Raw genomic sequence first — 16,790 nt, 5'->3', positions numbered from 1 at the left:
CGCTTCGGGTTCCCGCCGAGATGAGCGTCACATGTCGACGCCACGGTGGCGACTGCTGACACTGGCTCGCTGAGCGCCGGCGCGCGTCCGGCCCGAGGAGGGTGTACCGATGCCCGTGTTCAACGACGGCCAGGGGGAGACCGAACTGCCGACGTCCGCGGCGGTCGAGACCGACGTGCTGATCGTCGGATCGGGACCGGCCGGGTCGGCGGCCGCGCTGTTCCTGTCGACCCTGGGCGTCCCCAACATCATGATCACCAAGTACCGGTGGACGGCGAACACCCCGCGGGCGCACATCACCAACCAGCGGGCCATGGAGATCTTCCGGGACATGGGGATCGAGGACCAGGTACTCGCCGACGCCACCCCGCACCACCTCGTCGGTGACACCGTGTTCTGCACCTCGATCGCCGGTGAGGAGATCGGCCGGATCCACACCTGGGGCACCAGCGCCGCGCGTGAGGCCGACTACCAGCTCGCCTCGCCGTGCCTGACCGTCGACATCCCGCAGACCTACCTCGAGCCGATCCTGGTCAGGCACGCGACGATGCGCGGGACGCAGTCCCGGTTCTCCACCGAGTACCTCTCCCACACCCAGGACGCCGACGGCGTCGACGTCCAGGTCCTGGACCGGCTCACCGGCCCGCAGTACACGATTCGCGCGAAGTACCTCATCGGCGCCGACGGCGCGCGGTCGAAGGTCGCCGCGGACCTCGGGCTGCCCTACGAGGGTGCCATGGACATCGCCGGCTCCATGAACATCACCTTCAAGGCCGACATCAGCGCGTACTGCAACCACCGGCCCTCGGTGCTGTACTGGGTCATCCAACCCGGCTCCAACGTCGGCGGCATCGGCGCCGGCCTGGTCCGCATGGTCCGCCCGTGGAACGAGTGGCTGATCGTGTGGGGCTACGACATCAACGACGAGCCTCCCGTCGTCGACGAGGCCGCCGCGACCCAGATCGTGCGTAACCTGCTCGGCATGCCCGACCTCGACGTGGAGATCACGGGCACGTCGCTGTGGGGCAACAACGAGATGTACGCCACCCACCTGCAGTCCGGGCGGGTGTTCTGCGCCGGCGACGCCGTCCACCGGCACCCACCGAGCAACGGGCTGGGCTCCAACACCTCCATTCAGGACTCCTACAACCTGGCGTGGAAGCTCGCCGCGGTACTGCAGGGCCAGGCGTCCCCCTCGCTGCTGGACACCTACTCCACCGAGCGCGCGCCGGTCGCCGAACGCATCGTGAAACGCGCCAACAAGTCCAGCCGCGAGTTCGTCGACCTGTTCGTCGCGCTCGGCGTCACCGAGGCCAGGACCGAGGCGGAGATGGTCCACCAGATCGAGGAGCGCAAGGCCAACACCCCCGAGGGGGCCGCCAAGCGCGCCGCCCTGGTCAAGGCGATGGAGCTGAAGAACTACGAGTTCAACGCCCACGGCGTCGAGCTCGGCCAGTTCTACGAGTCCAGCGCGGTCGTCCCCGACGGCACTGCCCGGCCCGAACCCACCCGCGACCCGGACCTGTACTACCAGGCGTCGACGGTGCCCGGTTCGCACCTGCCGCACGCCTGGGTCGGCGACAACAGGCATAAGCTCGCCATGATGGACCTCGCGCCGTACACCCGCTTCGCCCTCATCACCGGCATCGCCGGCGAGGCCTGGGAGAACGCCGCCGAGAAGGTCTCCCGCGCCCTCGGCATCGACCTGGCCACCGTCGTCATCGGCCCCGGCCGTGAGGTCACCGACCTCTACTACGACTGGTCCAGGCTGCGCGAGATCGACGAGAGCGGCGCCCTGCTGGTGCGCCCCGACAAGCACATCGGATGGCGCGCTGCCGCGCTGCCGGCGGACCCCGAGTCGGCACTGCGCGACGCGCTGACCCAGATCCTCGGCCCGGGCAGCCGCGCATGAGCCTGCAGTTCGACCACGAGACGCTCGGCCAGCGCGTCCGGTTCGCCTCCGGCGGCGCAGCCCGCGCGGTGGCGCAGGAGGTCGAGCGCCTGGGCGCCGCCCGGGTGATGGTGATCGCCGCGCCCGGCGAATCGGCCCTCGCCGAACGGATCAGCGCCGGACTCCCCGTCGTCCTGGTCCACGACGAGGTCGTGATGCACGTCCCGGTCCCCGTCGCCGAGCGCGCCCGGGCGGCCGCCGCCGAGCACGACGTCGACGCGATCGTCAGCGTCGGCGGTGGCTCCACCACCGGCCTCGCCAAGGCGATCGCGCTCACCGCCGGCGTACCGATCATCGCGGTGCCGACCACGTACGCCGGCTCGGAGGCGACCAACGTGTGGGGGCTGACCGAGGGCGCCCGCAAGACCACCGGCGTGGACCCGCGGGTGCTGCCGCACGCCGTCGTCTACGACCCGGCCCTGACCCGCTCCCTTCCGGTCGGCCTGAGCGTCGCATCCGGCTTGAACGCGTTGGCGCACTGCGTGGACTCCATGTGGGCGCCCCGCACCGACCCGATCGACGCGGCGCTGGCCGCCGAGGGCATCCGCGCGCTCGCGTCCGGCCTCCCCCAGGTCGTCGACGACCCCGAAGGGCTGCCCGGCCGGGAGGAGACCCTCTACGGCGCGTACCTGGCGGCGGTCGCGTTCGCCTCTGCCGGGTCCGGCCTGCACCACAAGATCTGCCACGTCCTGGGCGGCATGTACAACCTGCCGCACGCCCCGACCCACGCCGTCGTCCTGCCCTACGTCCTCGCGCTCAACGGGCCGGCCGCCCCCGCCGCCGCCGACCGCATCGCGCGGGCCTTCGGCAGCGACACCGCCATCGAGGGCCTCCAGGCGCTGCGCCGGCGCCTCGACGCGCCCCGGGCGCTGCGGGACTACGGACTCCACGAGGCGCAGATTCCGGCGGCGGTCGATGCGATCCTGCCCGCCGTACCTGACACCAACCCCGCTGCCGTCACCGCCGACGACCTGCAGCGCCTCCTGCACGATGCCTGGGAAGGAGCCGAACCCCGATGACCACCGACACCGACGTCTCGCAGGAGCAGCGCGCCCGGGAGGACGAGCTGGTCGAGCGGGTACTGGACTCGTTCGACGCCACGCCCGACGCCCGGCTCCAGCAGATCATGCGGTCGCTGGTGACCCACCTGCACGCGTTCGTCCGCGAGGTGCGCCTCACCGAGCAGGAGTGGAAGCAGGGCATCGACTTCCTCACCGCCGTCGGCCACATCACCGACGAGCGGCGCCAGGAGTTCATCCTGCTCTCCGACACCCTGGGCGCCTCCATGCAGACCATCGCGATCAACAACCAGGCATACGCGAACGCGACCGAGGCGACCGTGTTCGGGCCGTTCTTCGTCGAGGACGCCCCGCACGTCGAGCTCGGCGGCGACATCGCCGCCGGCGCCCCCGGCCAGCCGTGCTGGGTCGAGGGCACCGTCCGCGACACCGGCGGCAACCCGGTCCCCGGCGCCCGGATCGAGGTGTGGGAGGCCGACGAGGACGGGTTCTACGACGTCCAGTACGGCGACGACCGCACCGCCGGCCGCGGGCACCTGTTCAGCGGCGACGACGGCGACTTCCGCTTCTGGGCCGTCACCCCCACGCCGTACCCGATCCCCCACGACGGCCCGGTCGGCGCGATGCTCGCCGCGACCGGCCGCTCCCCGATGCGCGCCTCGCACCTGCACTTCATGGTCACCGCCGACGGCCTGCGCACCCTGGTCACCCACATCTTCGTGCGCGGCGACGAGCTGCTCGACCGGGACAGCGTGTTCGGGGTGAAGGACTCGCTCGTCATGGACTTCACCGAACAGCCCACCGGGACGCCGACCCCGGACGGCCGTGACCTCGACGGCCGGCCGTGGTCACGCGTCCGCTTCGACATCGTGCTCGCACCCGCACCCGACTGAACCGTTGGCGCGGATCTCGATCAGGCCCGGTACGGGGTGGTGGTCTTGGCGTCCCTGAGTGCCCGCGCCCACCACGTGAGCTGGTCGAGCAGGGTCTTCGCGGCGGTGGCGGGGCCGTGCGGGTCCTTGGGCCGGCCGTCGCCGTCGAACTGCTCCCAGGCGCCGTGGAAGCTGACCGTGTCCCGGGTGGTGACGGCATGCAGCTCGGCGAAGACGAGGCGCAGATGTTCCACGGCCCGCAGGCCGCCCGAGAGCCCGCCGTAGGACACGAATCCCACCGGCTTGGCGTGGAACTGGGCGTTGTGCCAGTCGATGACGTTCTTCAGTGCGCCCGGGTAGCTGTGGTTGTACTCCGGGGTGACCACGACGAAGGCGTCGGCGGCGTCCAGGCGCCGGGTCAGGCCGCTGAGCGCCTGCAGCACGTGGGCCGGGGGCGACATCGTTGGGGCGGCTGATCCGATCTGCACGTCGGCCAGGTCGACCAGATCGACCTGGACGTCGCCGCGGCCTTCGGCCTCGCCGACGAACCAGTTGGCGACGGTCGGGCCGAACCGTCCGTCGCGGACGCTGCCGATGATGACGGCGAGTTGCAGGTCGTACTCAGACATGGCGCTCCTCGAGCGTGGTGGACTCGGCATCGGTGGGCTTCGGGGTGGCGCGGTCGCGCAGGGCGGTCTCGCGGATGAGCCAGGCCAGCACCAACGCGACGACGCCGAGGGCCGCGCCGGCGGCGGCCATGCCGTGCACGCCGTCGGCGACGCCCACGCGGATCGCGTCCTGTGCGACGCGGGGCAGCCGTCGGACGGCGCCGGCGGTCAACTCGCCGCCGGAGAGGGTCAGGCCGGCCTGCTCGACGCCGAGGCGGTCGACGAGGGTGTCCGTCAACCGGCTGGTGTACAGGGCACCGAGCACGGCGGCGCCCAGCGAGGCGCCCATGGTGTGCCAGAGCGTGACCGAGCCGCTGGCCGCGCCCATGTCGCGGGGCGGCGCGCTGTTGATCGTGATGATCGTGGTGCTCTGCATGATCAGGCCAACCCCGGCCCCGCCGAGCAGGGTGAGCGCCGAGGCGAGGGCCAGGTTGGTGTCCGGCTCGAGGGTGAGCAGCGCGAGCATGCCGGCGGTCAGCGTCGCGCCGCCGAGGACCGCCAGTCCGCGGTAGCGGCCGGTGCGGGAGATGAGCTGGCCGCTGCCGACCGAGGCCGCGACCATGCCGAGCATCGCGGGCAGGATCAGCAGGCCGCTCGCGGTCGGCGAGGCGCCCTTGGCCAGCTGCATGTACAGGGGCAGGAAGGCCGCGAAGACCATCATCGCGGCGCCGGCCGTCAGGCGCAGGATCTGGGCCAGCGTGAAGCTGCGGTCGGCGAACAGCCGCAGCGGCACGATGGGCTCGGCAGCGCGCCGCTCCACCCGCAGGAAGATCACCAACGCCACCACCGCGGTCCCGGCCAGCCCGAGGACCGGTGCCGAGATCCAGCTGTACCTGGTGCCGGCCCAGCTCGACAGCAGGCTCAGTGCCACCAGGACGGCGGTCAGCAGCAGTGCCCCCGCGGCGTCGATGCGTGCGGCGATCCGGCGTGGTTCCAGGTGGATCCTGGTCGCGACGAGCAGCACGGCGACGGCGCCGATCGGCAGGTTGATGTAGAAGGCCCACCGCCAGGTCAGCTGTTCGGTGAACACGCCGCCGAGGAGGGGGCCGGCGATCAGGGCGGCCGGCATGATCACGCCGAACAGGCCCATCAGCCTGGCGCTCTGCCGGGGCGGCACGAGCTCGGCGATGAGTGCCAGGGCGCCGACCATGAGGCCGCCGCCGCCCAGGCCCTGGAGCACCCGGAAGGCGATGAGCTGCCACATCTCCTGGGACGTCCCGGCCAGCGCCGAGCCGGCGAGGAACACCGCGATCGCCGACAGGTAGGCCGGCTTGCGCCCGAACAGGTCGCCGAGCTTGCCCCAGATCGGCGTCGCGGCGGCCATCGGGACCAGGTAGGCGGTCATCACCCAGGAGAAGTCCTGCGCCCCGCCGAGGTCACCGACGATGACCGGCAACGCGGGCCCGAGCATCATCCCGTCGAGCGGGGCCGTGATCATGCCGAGGATCACCCCGATCACACCTATGTACAGACTTCGGCTCACGTTCCCACTCCAATCGCGTACGGCGTACCCGAAATCGAACGCTAGCCATTCGAGTACGATGTACGCAAGAGAGGGTGGTGTGACGTGTCGGACACCAGCAACGTCAGCATCTGGATGCGGCCGGAGCAGGTGCAGAGGTCCGGACCCGGCCGGCGTCCCGGCTACAGCCGGGCGCAGATCACCGCGACCGCCATCCGCATCGCCGACGCCGACGGCCTCGACGCCGCCACGATGCGCCGCATCGGCCAGGAGTTGGGCACCGGTGCGATGTCGCTGTACCGGTACGTGCCCAAACGCGACGACCTCATCGACCTCATGGTCGACGCCGTCGCCGGCGAGATCGAACTGCCCGACCGGCCCAGCGGCGACTGGCGCGCCGACCTGTCCCTGGTGGCACACCAGACCCGCACTGTCGGGCTGCGCCACCCCTGGCAGGTGACCCTTGCCCGGCGCCCCACCCTCGGCCCGAACTCACTGCGCGTCTACGACTTCGCCCTCAGCGCCCTCGACGGGTTCGGACTGCACATCGACGCGATGACAACGCTGAACAGCATGGTGGGCAACTACGTCGACAGCGCCGTCCGCGACGAGATCGGCTGGCTGGAGCAGGCGCGGCACACCGGCATGGACCGCAGTCAGTGGATGGCCGAGTACGTCGGACCGTACGTCAGCCAGGTGGTCGCATCCGGCAGGTACCCGATGTTCACCCGCAACATCCGTGAGGGCAGGCTGTCGCACCAGCAGCCCGGCGAGCGCTTCCAGTACGGACTCGACCATGTCCTCAACGCCATCGCCGCCGCCCTGCCCGACCCGCCCACCCCACGGGCAGCCGACGCCGGCCACCCCACCACACCGGGTGCGTGCTGACCCTGGGCGTGAGCATCACTCCGACCGGATTGCGGACAGTTTCGTCCTCACGGCGGGCGCTGCCAGACCGCGCGGTCCTGACGGCGCCGGCAATGCAACGAAATCGCATCTTTCCCGTATCACCGGCCCTAACGTGCCATAACCTCCTCGCTCGGGAGCGCTCCCACGGCGCGCCCGGTACCGAGGAGCCCCATGAATCGCCCATTCCGCCTGCTGACGGCCGCCGGCCTGATGCTCGCCGCCTCGCTCGCCGCCGTCGGTGGCGGCACCGCGCAGGCGAACACCCAGATCTGCGACAGGTACGGCTCGACCACCGTCCAGAACCGCTACGTCGTCATGAACAACCGCTGGGGCGCCGACACCCCCCAGTGCATCAACGTGACGAGCACCGGGTTCGCGATCACGGCGGACCATCAGAAGAAGACCAACGGCGCGCCGGCCGCATATACGGCGATGTACCTCGGCTGCCACTACGACAGCTGCTCGCCCGGCACCAACCTGCCGCTGCGGCTCTCCGGAATCCGCAGCGCGACCAGCAGCGCCACCTTCGCGTACCCGGACAGCGGCATCTACAACGTGTCCTACGACGTCTGGCTCGACCCGGCCCCGAACACGCACGGCACCAACAAGCAGGAGCTCATGATCTGGTTCGCCAAGCGCGGCCCGATCCACCCCGTCGGTTCCCGGGTCGGGTCCGCGACCGTCGGGGGCCGCTCCTGGGACGTCTGGTCCGGCTTCAACGGCTCGAGCGACGTCGTGTCGTACGTCGCCCGGTCGCCGATGACCAGGTGGAGCTTCGACGTCATGGACTTCGTCGACGACGTCAGGACACGCAGCAAGGTCACCACCGCGTGGTACCTCACCAGCATCCAGGCCGGCTTCGAGCCCTGGGTCGGCGGCACCGGCCTGGCGGTCTCGGCGTTCAGCGCCGCCGTCACCGCTGGGGTGCGGACACCGCACGGCTCCCCCGCACCGTCGCGTTCGTCCGCACCGTCGCGCTCCGCGGTGCCCGCACCCACCAGCGCCGCACCGTCCGCGAGCCTGAGCTCCGCCGCACCGGCCGGTCCGACCCCGGCTGCCGCCTCCCCCGCTCCGGCGACCGAGCCGACCTCAGGCGACCGGCACTCCGGAGCGATCCTGTGGTTGGTGCTCGGCACGGTCGTCGTGGTGCTGCTCCTGGCCGGCGGCTGGCTGTGGACCCGCCGGGGACGCGGACCTCAGCCCCGCTGACGCGCCTGCCGTGGAGGTGGGATCAGTCGCTGCAGTACTGACTGGACTGGGCCCAGAGCTGCTCGTAGGTCACCCAGTCATTGGCGGCCTCGGCCTGGAGGAGGCGATACACCCACAGGCTGCAGTAGATCTGCATGCCGAAGCCGGGGTCCAGGGCCTTCGCCTCCCGGGTGCCCGACGGTGCGAAGAAGAAGCTCAGGGCGAGGGCGGGGACAGCGAGCAGGATGATGAGTCGGCGCATCGGGACGTCCTTTCTTGATGGGACTGACACCCCGTATTCGTCCTGGGACCGTGAGCGGATTGCCGCTGCTTCCTCCCGGCGGCGCCCAGCCGGCCGGTCGGGGTCAGACGTCCCGCGCTGTCCGGGCCCAACGACCGTGGTGGAACCGTCCGGCACGACTAGCGTCCATATGCGGACGACCTGCCCCGGCCCGCTCGGGGCCGAGCACGGCGAGGAGAGGTTTCCCATGCGCGTTCTGGTCACGTACGCCGACGACGACGGCGCCGCCGAGGACACCGCTCAGCTGATCGGCGACACCCTCGCCGAACACGGCCTGGACAGCACCATCCGGAAGCTCGGGACGGCGGTGTCCGTCGGCGGCTACGACGCCGTCATCATCGGCAGTACCGCCAGGTTCGGGCAATGGCTGCGCCCGGCCTCACGATTCGCGCTGGCCCAGCAGGAGGGGCTGCGCGAAATGCCCGTCTGGTTGTACTCCAACAGCTACGACGATCCCTCCGTCCCGCACGACCCGATCGAGCTCGGCGCGGTCGAGGACGCGCTGACGCCCCGCGACCACCGGCCGTTCGCGGCCGCCACCGCCCCGGCGACCGGCTGGTCCCAGCACGCGCTCGAGCCCGATCCCGGCGAGGTCCGCGGCTGGGCCCACCAGATCGCGGCGACCCTGCAGGCGACCGATGACCAACCGCCGACCCCGGCGGCCGGCGAACCCGGGAGGCGGACCGAACCTGCTTAGCCCCGAGACCATCGATGGCGTCCCGATCAGGTCGCCCTCGAATGGTGACCCGGGACCGCCGCACGTGTGCGACCGTCACTGCTGTGACGACGCGCGACGTACGCTTCGGCGACGCGACGACCGGGACGGTCACGCTCGACCGGCCGGTCCTGCGGCACCCGGCCAATCCGATCCTCACCGCCAGGCAGGTCAACGCGGTCTGGCGCGAGCCGCACCTCCAGGTGGTCACCGTGCACAACGCGGGCGCGGCGACGCTCGCGGACCGGACCGCGCTGCTGTTCCGGTCGCACCTGCGCTGCGGGATCAGCGTGCTCGGCCTCGCCACCAGCGCCGACGGCGTCACGGACTGGACGGTGCACCCCCGGCCGGTGCTGTCGCCGGCGACCGAGCGGGACCAGCGCGTCGACGGCGTCGACTGGCAGCACCTCGTCGAGGTCGAGTCCGGCGGCGTCGAGGACGCCCGGATCAACCCCGTCGAGGACACGTTCGCGGTCACGTACAGCGCCTACCACGCCGGGATCCGCAATCGGGTACGCGTGTCGCTCGCCCTCACCGACGACCTCACCACGTTCACCAGGCACGGCCCGATACTCGACCGCGACATGCGCAACGTGGTCGTGTTCCCGGAGCGGATCGGCGGGCGGTACGTCGGGCTCTTCCGGCCCAACGACGTCAGCCCGGGCGACACCGGCGGCGTGTACACGCAGGTCAGGATCGGATACACGGACGACTTCCGGACCGGGCCGTGGGAGGTCGCCGACGAGCCGGTGATGCGCACGGGCGCCGGACCGAGCGCCTTCTCCGACAAGATCGGCCCGGGCGCGCCGCCGGTGCGTACACCGCACGGCTGGCTCAACATCTTCCACGGCGTGCGCACGACGATGGACGGCAACCCGTACGTGCTCGGCGTCGCCCTCCACGATCTCGACGACCCGAGCGTGGTGCGCATGTCCAGCATCCCGATCCTGTTCCCGTCGCGCGCCGACTGCCGGGTCCCGGACACCGACTACGTCCACGTGCCGAACGTGGTCTTCTCCTGCGGCCTGGTCCGCGAGGCCGACGGCACGATCGTCGTCTACTACGCCGGCAACGACACGGTCATGAACGTGGCCGTGACGCACGAGGACGTGCTGGCGGAGCTGTGCCTGCGCTACGGCCAGGACCCGCTGACCGGCCGGTTGCTGTACACCCTGTGACCGGGTCGCCGAAACGGTCCGGATTCGGGCTTGCGCTCAAGTGCGGTTGAGCTCCTAGTCTCCGCGGCATGACCTACGTGATCGCGTTGCCGTGCGTGGACCTGATGGACAAGGCGTGCGTCGAAGAATGCCCGGTCGACTGCATCTACGAGGGCGACCGGATGCTCTACATCCAACCCGACGAGTGCGTCGACTGCGGCGCCTGCGAGCCGGTCTGCCCGGTCGAGGCCATCTACTACGAGGACGACCTCCCCGCCGAGTTCAGCGTGTACACCACCGTCAACGCCGAGTTCTTCACCGCGATCGGCACTCCCGGAGGGGCCACGAGGCTCGGACCCGTCCCAGGCGACCACGCGGTCGTGGCGGCCCTGCCACCGCAGCTGCACGACGGCGCCCTGGCTTGAACTACGCCGGATCGTCCCGCCCGCTCGACTCGTCGAGACGGACCGGTCCCACGCCGCGGGTACGAAGCCGGTCGTCCGGGTTGAGCAGGTCACACGATCGCATCGAGAGGCAGCCGCACCCGATGCAGGCGGTGAGCTGACGCTCGAGATTCATGATGTACCGCCGCCGGTCCTCGAGCTGGCGCTTCCACAACCGCGACACCCGCACCCAGTCCCGGTGGCTCGGCGCTTCGTCGGCGGGCAGGGTGGTGAAGATCTCCGCGACGTCGACGAGCGGGATGCCGAGCCGCCTGGCCGCAAGGATGAGCGAGATGCGCCGCAGCATGTGCCGCCGGTACAACCGCTGATTGCCGCGACTGCGCTCGGCCGTGATGAGCCCTTCGGCCTCGTAGAACCGCAGAGCGGACGGTGCCACCCCGGTGCGAGCGGTGACCTCACCGACGGTGAGCAGGTCTTTCGGGTGCGCGATCGGCTCCGATGACACCCGTGGACCGTAGAACCTCAACCTAGGTTGAGATCAAGACGGCTGCGCCGCGGGATGCCGCCGCAGCCACCGCAGCGCGTCGACCTGGACGGCCGTTGACGACGTGGATCATCGCCTACATAGTGATCTTGATCGGTCGGGGCTCATCGAATGGCGTGAGGGATTGTGTTCGACAAAGAGCTGTTTTCGGAACGGCTTGCGGCGCAGCGCGAGCGCAACGCGGCGCGACCCGGGTGGCAGAGACTCCTCGTCGTGCTGGTGCCGCTCGTGCTCGGCGTGGCGTGCTACGCCAACCTCCGCGTGGACGACAACGCCTCTCCGTCATCGAAGCCCGCGGCGGTGCGCTCGGCCTGCAGCTATGTCGACGCGCGCGGGCTCGTCGCGTTGTTCGGCTCGCCGGCGCCGGCACTCGTGGAACAGCCGCGGGTGCAGACCGACAGCGTCACGACGTACAGCTGCCTGATGCAATCCGAACCGGCATTGCGCCTGCGGCTGGACCTCGGCGTCCACCAGGGGTCGTTCGGACCCGTGGATCCGCTCATCGTCATGGCATTGAGCAATCAGGTCGAGTACTCCGTCGATGGCACAGACGGAGTGCTGAGGGCGGCGAAGCGGTCGACCGGCACGTTGTACAGCATCAGCCTGAGCGGGTCATCCGGCGCACCGGCGGTACCGTTGACCCAGGAACGACTTCAGGCGCTGGCAACGTCCATCACCGGCAAGCTGTAGGGCCGTCGCTGCCGTCGTGTTCCTGGGGGTCGTCCCAGCCGGCTCCTGCGAGGGGTGGCCTGCTGAGACGGCGTCGCGGTGTTCAGGTTGCTTTCTCCATGACCGACTTGAGGCGTTCGCCGTCGGTGGTGAGGGTGCGTTGCAGCATCGCGCGGAACATCGGCGCGGCGAGGCGTTGGGCGCCGCGCAGGCGGACGTTGAGGGTGAGCTGGACCAGGCAGCTGGTGGCGCCGGTCGGGATGACCGTGCGGGAGCCGTCGGCGTCGACACCGTCGGTGGTGCGCCACCGGAACGACAGGCTGGTGACGTCGGTGACGAGGCCCAGGTTGCGGTACGTGCGGCCGGCGGCCCGCAGAACCTCGTCCGTCGTCGTGCCCATCTTCACCAGCCCGCTCGGCGTCGGGATCATCGACCGGACCCCATCGCGCCACTTCGGATCGTTGGCGTAGTCGGCGATGTACGCCCACACCGGCTCGGCGGGCCGGGCGATCGCTATCTCGGTAGTAAGAGGCAAAGTAGTCATGCGTCGAATAGTACGGCGGCGAACTATCTGATCGTGAATAGTATGTCGGCATGACGACGTCCGACGGTGTAGACCTGCTGATCGCCCAATGGCGGCGCGAGCGGCCCGACCTGGACCTGTCCGCAATGGAGACGTTCGGCCGGCTCGGCCGCCTGTTCACGCACCTCGGCCGCGCCGTCGACGAGACGTTCATCCGGTTCGGCCTGCAACGCGGCGAGTACGACGTCCTCGCCACCCTCCGCCGCGGCGGCGGGCCCCTCACCCCGTCCACGCTGGCGGACTCCCTGATGCTGTCCCGCGCCGGCATGACCAGCCGGCTCGACCGCCTCGAAGAGCTCGGCCTCGTCCAGCGGGTGGCCAACCGTGAGGACCGGCGCAGCATGTACGTGACGCTCACCGACGAAGGACGACGCCTCACCGACGAGGTCACCACCGCCCACGTGGCCAACGAGACCGAACTCCTGTCCGACCTGACCCCCACCGAACGCCGCCACCTCGACACCATCGCACGCAAGCTACTGCGCCGCTTCGAGTAGCCCGCCGGCAGATGAAGGCGCACCTGGAGTTCGCGCGACGCGAAGGGGATGCCTCGGTCGGGCGGGTCATGCACGCTGGTGCGGTGGACGACGTGGCAGAACTGTTGGACCGGATCTGGCGGACGGACGCAGCCGGCATGCTCGGTGCGCTCAGCCGGCGGCTCGGCGACCTTGACCGGGCCGAAGAGGCGCTGTCGGACGCGCTGGCCGAGGCGTTCAAGCGCTGGCCCGAGGAGGGTGTGCCGGACAGTCCCACCGGCTGGTTGGTCACCACGGGCTGGCGTAAGGCGCTGGACCGGCTGCGCCGCGACGCCGTCGGGCGTCAGAAGCTGGCACAGCTGGCTGCGGAACCGCCGCCGGAGGTGGGCGTGGACGATCGCCTGGCCATGGTCTTCGCGTGCTGCCACCCGGACCTCGCCGAGCCGGCCCGGGTCGCGCTGACGCTGTATGCCGCCAGTGGCCTGAGCACGGCCGAGATCGCCGCCGCGTTTCTGGTACCGCTGCCCACGATGGCGCAGCGGCTCTCCCGGGCCAAGCGCCAGCTACGGGAGCGCGGCATCCGGTTCGAGGTGCCACCACCGCATGAGTACGCCGACCGGCTGCCGGCCGTGCTCGCGGTGGTCTACCTGGTGTTCAACGAGGGGTACCTGTCCAGTGGCCGCTCCGCCCAGCGGCGCGAGCTGGCCCGCGAGGGGGGCGAGCTGGCGTGCCAGCTTGCCGCGTTGCTGCCCCGCGAACCGGAGGCCGCCGGCCTGGCCGCGCTTCTGGAGCTGCACCAGGCCCGGGCCGCCGCGCGGTTCGACTCGTGGGGCCGCATCGTGCTGCTCGAACAGCAGGACCGGCGGCTGTGGGACAGGGCGGCGATCGAACGCGCGGCGCTGCGGCTGCGGGAGGCGGTGCGCCAGGGCCGGCCCGGGCCGTACCAGCTGCGGGCCGGCATCGCCGCGCTGCACGCCTTGGCCGCCTCGTACGAGGCCACGAACTGGGCTGACGTGCGGGCGCTGTACGACCGGCTGTACGCGCTGGACCCGTCGCCCGTGGTACTGCTGAACCGGGCGGTCGCCACCCGGTTCGCGGTGGGTCCGGCGCCGGCCCTGGGCGAGGTCGACGCGCTCGTGGAGCGGCTTGCCGGGTACCACCTGTGGCACGCCGCCCGGGCCGACCTGCTGGCCACGCTCGACCGGCCGGCCGAGGCGCTGACGGCGGCGGAGCGCGCTCTGGAACTGGCGACGAACCCGGCCGAACGGGAGCTGATGTCGCGGCGGGCGGGTGAGCTGAGGCGCCGGCTGTGAGTCCGGCGCCCACCGCCCCACTATTCGTGGCTCATCACCGGACGGACCTCCACCGCGCTCATCCCGGCGCCGAGTGGCCAGGTCGCCGCGATCCGCGCGGCCTCGTCGAGGTCGTCGCACTCCAATATGACGATCGCGCCGATGACCTCCTTGAGCTCCAGGTAGGGTCCGTCGGTGAGCACCGGCTGGCCGTTCACGCCGGCGCGGACCGTCCTGGCCGTGTCCCGGGGCTGAAGCTCGGCGCCGCCGTCGGCGATCTTGCCGGTCGGCTGCCACCGCTCGAACCACTCGTAGACCTGCTTCATCAGGTCCTGCTCCTCGGCCGGGGACAGCGCGGTCCATTCGCGGTCGTCGCCGAAGATCAGCATCGCGTACTTCATCGTTGCTCCTCATGGCTGCAAGGGCTGCGTCGTCCGGGTGACGAACGGCCGGCACCGGTCCTCGACAGATTCCGCCGAACTTTTTCTTCCGTCGTTGATCGGCCCTGGTAAGACCGGCAGGCTTCGCTACTAGCGAGGTCGAGGACCTCCTTGGGGCATCACGTTGGGTGAAGCCCGGCTGTACAGGTTGTTCGGGATCCTTGAGGGAGGACGTCGTGGCCGCGGCAACAACGATTGTGAACGCGAAGGTGTTCGACGGGACGATGTCGCGGGACTGGACCTCGGTCCGGTTCGCTGACGGGCTGATCACCGAGTGCTCGGTGGCCTCGGCCGCCCAGGAAGGCGACGAGGTGATCGACGCGGCGGGCGGGACTGTGCTTCCCGGCCTGATCGACGCGCACGTGCACCTCGTTCCCGGAGCCCTCGCGCAGTCGCTGACCTTCGGCGTCACCACCGTTCTCGACATGTTCAGCAAACCCGACCTGGTGGCCGGGGCCAAGGAGCAGGCCGGCTTCCGTCCGGACGTGGCCGACGTGCGTTCCTCGGGTGTCGGCGCCACCGCGCCCGGCGGGCACCCGTCGCTGATGTACGCCCCGTTCCCGACGTTGACCGCCGCCGGCCAGGCCGAGCAGTTCGTCGCGGAACGGATCGCGGAGGGCTCGGACTATCTGAAGATCTTCTCTGGTACCGGGGGGCTGTGGCCGGCGCTGGACTCCGACACCATCAAGGCACTGGTCAGTGCCGCGCACGCCCGCGGCCTGGTCGTCGTCGGTCATGTGAGCTCGACGGCCGGTCTCGAGGAGGTCGTGTCCGCCGGTGTCGACGTGGTGGCCCACGTCCCCGCGGACGCCGAGCTGGACGAGGCCCTGGTCGAACGCATCGCCGAGGCCGGCATCGCGGTCGGTCCGACGCTCGCCACCATCGAGAACACCCTCGGTGAACCGGGTGGCGCAGCAGTGGTGGGGGACCCGCGGCTCGCTGCGGCGCTCGGGGAAGCCTGGTCACGCCGATTGACCTCGGGTACCTCCGCATGGCCCGGCCGGGCGATGCCGCCCTACTCGCGGGCCGAGGACAACGTGCGGCGACTGGCCGATGCGGGGGTCACGCTGCTGGCGGGCACCGACGCCCCGAACCCGGGGACCGTGTTCGGCGCAAGCCTGCACCGGGAGCTGGAGCTCCTGGTCCGGTGCGGCATCAGCCCGGCGCAGGCCCTGGCCGCCGCCACCACCGAACCGGCACGAGTGTTCGGCCTCGCCGACCGGGGACGCGTCGCGGCCGGGCAGCGCGCGGACCTGGTCCTCGTGTCCGGTGACCCGTTGACGGACATCACCGCAACCCGCGCGATCGAGCGGATCTGGCGCGCGGGCGCAGCCTGCGATCGACGCGCCTTCGTCGCGAGCGCTGCCGAGGCTGAGCAGCTTGACGCTTTCGACGCCCAGGTCGCCAAGGCCGTGGCCGCCGTGCGCGAACGCCGGTCCACCTTCGACCCGAGGAGGGCCCCCTGAACGTGGGATCCTCTGGGCTCACCCGCCGCCGGCCCGCGCCGACCGGCGGCGCCGCAGTCCACCGATCACGACCGCGACAACCCCGGCCGCGCCCGCCACGAGCAGCGTCAGCGTGATCGCCGAGGTTCGATCGTCGCGCGGCAGGGTGCCGACGGCCGGCGACGCGGGCTCCTCCAACCACGCGGGATCGCCGGTCGTGGCGGGGCCGAGCTCCTGGTTGCCGGCGCACAGGCTCGTGACGTACCGCGGGCCCTGCTGCGTCACATAGACCCGGTAGCGCTTGCCGGGCTCGAACGTGTAGCCGCAGGACGCCTCGTTGCCGGAGTTGCCCACGAGGATGTGCCCGCCCGCCCCGACCAGATCCCCTTTGTGCACGGTTCGGACCACGAGCCGCACCGACAGCGGGAAGTCACCGCGCGCCTCCGGCTCGAGCGTGGCGATCGAGCGCACGTCGCCGTCGAACACGAACGCGGCCCGCTCGAGGTGCTCCTGCTCGGTCAAGGGCGCACAGGAGCACGCGCACGCCGACGGAGCCGGCCCGGCCAGCACTGCGAGCAACCCGACCAGCACCACGGCCGCCACCCGTCTCAACACGCGCACCACCTCGTCATCGTGTCCATCGTGGCTGAGACGGCGCGGCGGTGCCCCAGGTTCCCAAGGTGGTGAGGTCCGCC

At 71.0% G+C, this 16,790-nt stretch carries 19 protein-coding genes; 12 read left to right on the top strand and 7 right to left on the bottom strand.

Features of this window, described 5'->3' with window-relative positions:
• The first annotated feature begins 109 nt into the window (after positions 1-109).
• From ABZS66_RS10070 to ABZS66_RS10060, 3 genes are read left to right on the top strand one after another with little or no spacing between them, the layout of a single operon-like run.
• Positions 110-1,912, top strand: coding sequence for an FAD-dependent monooxygenase (locus ABZS66_RS10070; protein ID WP_354756746.1), 1,803 nt, complete (start codon positions 110-112; stop codon positions 1,910-1,912).
• Positions 1,909-2,970 (top strand): maleylacetate reductase, encoded by a 1,062-nt coding sequence (locus ABZS66_RS10065; RefSeq protein ID WP_354756745.1) that lies wholly within the window; start codon positions 1,909-1,911, stop codon positions 2,968-2,970. Before ABZS66_RS10070 ends, ABZS66_RS10065 begins: the two co-directional genes overlap by 4 nt.
• The gene (locus ABZS66_RS10060) at positions 2,967-3,863 is read left to right on the top strand and encodes a dioxygenase (RefSeq protein ID WP_354756744.1); all 897 of its coding nucleotides are present in this window, start codon (positions 2,967-2,969) and stop codon (positions 3,861-3,863) included. Before ABZS66_RS10065 ends, ABZS66_RS10060 begins: the two co-directional genes overlap by 4 nt.
• A 20-nt stretch (positions 3,864-3,883) precedes the next feature.
• On the opposite strand, the gene ABZS66_RS10055 is transcribed toward ABZS66_RS10060, so the two are convergent.
• Both ABZS66_RS10055 and ABZS66_RS10050 read right to left on the bottom strand, forming a co-directional pair.
• Entirely contained in the window at positions 3,884-4,471 is a 588-nt protein-coding gene (locus ABZS66_RS10055) for an NAD(P)H-dependent oxidoreductase (RefSeq protein WP_354756743.1), read from the bottom strand.
• Positions 4,464-5,993, bottom strand: a complete 1,530-nt coding sequence (locus ABZS66_RS10050; protein WP_354756742.1) for an MDR family MFS transporter — start codon at positions 5,991-5,993, stop codon at positions 4,464-4,466. The genes ABZS66_RS10055 and ABZS66_RS10050 overlap by 8 nt, the downstream gene beginning before the upstream one ends.
• Positions 5,994-6,077: 84 nt before the next feature.
• Between ABZS66_RS10050 and ABZS66_RS10045 the strand changes: the two genes are divergently transcribed.
• Positions 6,078-6,860 (top strand): TetR/AcrR family transcriptional regulator, encoded by a 783-nt coding sequence (locus ABZS66_RS10045; protein WP_354756741.1) that lies wholly within the window; start codon positions 6,078-6,080, stop codon positions 6,858-6,860.
• A gap of 192 nt (positions 6,861-7,052) precedes the next feature.
• Positions 7,053-8,090: a glycosyl hydrolase family 5 gene (locus ABZS66_RS10040; protein WP_354756740.1), complete on the top strand. Its 1,038-nt coding sequence runs from the start codon at positions 7,053-7,055 to the stop codon at positions 8,088-8,090.
• A gap of 22 nt (positions 8,091-8,112) precedes the next feature.
• Here the strand turns inward: ABZS66_RS10040 and ABZS66_RS10035 are convergent, their stop codons facing one another.
• Positions 8,113-8,331 carry a hypothetical protein gene (locus ABZS66_RS10035; RefSeq protein WP_354756739.1) on the bottom strand — a complete coding sequence of 73 codons (219 nt, stop codon included), beginning with the start codon at positions 8,329-8,331 and terminating at the stop codon, positions 8,113-8,115.
• A 226-nt stretch (positions 8,332-8,557) separates the two neighbouring features.
• On the opposite strand from ABZS66_RS10035, the gene ABZS66_RS10030 reads away from it, so the two are divergent.
• The 3 genes from ABZS66_RS10030 to fdxA all read left to right on the top strand — a co-directional run bounded on the left by ABZS66_RS10030 (position 8,558) and on the right by fdxA (position 10,667).
• Positions 8,558-9,067, top strand: a complete 510-nt coding sequence (locus ABZS66_RS10030) for a flavodoxin domain-containing protein (protein WP_354756738.1) — start codon at positions 8,558-8,560, stop codon at positions 9,065-9,067.
• Positions 9,068-9,150: 83 nt separating this feature from the next.
• Positions 9,151-10,263 (top strand): hypothetical protein, encoded by a 1,113-nt coding sequence (locus ABZS66_RS10025; RefSeq protein WP_354756737.1) that lies wholly within the window; start codon positions 9,151-9,153, stop codon positions 10,261-10,263.
• A 68-nt stretch (positions 10,264-10,331) separates the two neighbouring features.
• Entirely contained in the window at positions 10,332-10,667 is a 336-nt protein-coding gene (gene fdxA, locus ABZS66_RS10020; protein WP_354756736.1) for a ferredoxin, read from the top strand.
• A 1-nt stretch (position 10,668) separates the two neighbouring features.
• On the opposite strand, the gene soxR is transcribed toward fdxA, so the two are convergent.
• Positions 10,669-11,151 carry a redox-sensitive transcriptional activator SoxR gene (soxR, locus tag ABZS66_RS10015; protein WP_354756735.1) on the bottom strand — a complete coding sequence of 161 codons (483 nt, stop codon included), beginning with the start codon at positions 11,149-11,151 and terminating at the stop codon, positions 10,669-10,671.
• 165 nt (positions 11,152-11,316) lie between these two features.
• Between soxR and ABZS66_RS10010 the strand changes: the two genes are divergently transcribed.
• Complete coding sequence (locus ABZS66_RS10010; RefSeq protein WP_354756734.1) at positions 11,317-11,880, top strand: hypothetical protein; 564 nt, start codon at positions 11,317-11,319, stop codon at positions 11,878-11,880.
• 82 nt (positions 11,881-11,962) lie between these two features.
• On the opposite strand, the gene ABZS66_RS10005 is transcribed toward ABZS66_RS10010, so the two are convergent.
• Positions 11,963-12,403: an SRPBCC family protein gene (locus ABZS66_RS10005; protein ID WP_354756733.1), complete on the bottom strand. Its 441-nt coding sequence runs from the start codon at positions 12,401-12,403 to the stop codon at positions 11,963-11,965.
• A 50-nt stretch (positions 12,404-12,453) separates the two neighbouring features.
• On the opposite strand from ABZS66_RS10005, the gene ABZS66_RS10000 reads away from it, so the two are divergent.
• Together ABZS66_RS10000 and ABZS66_RS09995 are read left to right on the top strand one after the other, a co-directional pair.
• Positions 12,454-12,939 carry a MarR family transcriptional regulator gene (locus ABZS66_RS10000; protein WP_354756732.1) on the top strand — a complete coding sequence of 162 codons (486 nt, stop codon included), beginning with the start codon at positions 12,454-12,456 and terminating at the stop codon, positions 12,937-12,939.
• Positions 12,940-13,031: 92 nt separating this feature from the next.
• The gene (locus tag ABZS66_RS09995; RefSeq protein WP_354756731.1) at positions 13,032-14,231 is read left to right on the top strand and encodes a DUF6596 domain-containing protein; all 1,200 of its coding nucleotides are present in this window, start codon (positions 13,032-13,034) and stop codon (positions 14,229-14,231) included.
• A 20-nt stretch (positions 14,232-14,251) separates the two neighbouring features.
• On the opposite strand, the gene ABZS66_RS09990 is transcribed toward ABZS66_RS09995, so the two are convergent.
• Complete coding sequence (locus tag ABZS66_RS09990) at positions 14,252-14,611, bottom strand: YciI family protein (RefSeq protein WP_354756730.1); 360 nt, start codon at positions 14,609-14,611, stop codon at positions 14,252-14,254.
• Between the two features lie 215 nt (positions 14,612-14,826).
• Between ABZS66_RS09990 and ABZS66_RS09985 the strand changes: the two genes are divergently transcribed.
• A complete protein-coding gene (locus ABZS66_RS09985) occupies positions 14,827-16,116 on the top strand; it encodes an amidohydrolase family protein (RefSeq protein WP_354756729.1) in 1,290 nt (429 codons plus the stop codon).
• Positions 16,117-16,134: 18 nt separating this feature from the next.
• Here the strand turns inward: ABZS66_RS09985 and ABZS66_RS09980 are convergent, their stop codons facing one another.
• Positions 16,135-16,710: a hypothetical protein gene (locus ABZS66_RS09980; protein WP_354756728.1), complete on the bottom strand. Its 576-nt coding sequence runs from the start codon at positions 16,708-16,710 to the stop codon at positions 16,135-16,137.
• Positions 16,711-16,790: the final 80 nt, after the last annotated feature.

Origin of the sequence: Dactylosporangium sp. NPDC005572 (assembly GCF_040605515.1) — a bacterium.
Lineage (GTDB): Bacteria > Actinomycetota > Actinomycetes > Mycobacteriales > Micromonosporaceae > Dactylosporangium.
This window is presented reverse-complemented; position numbering and strand designations above follow the sequence as displayed.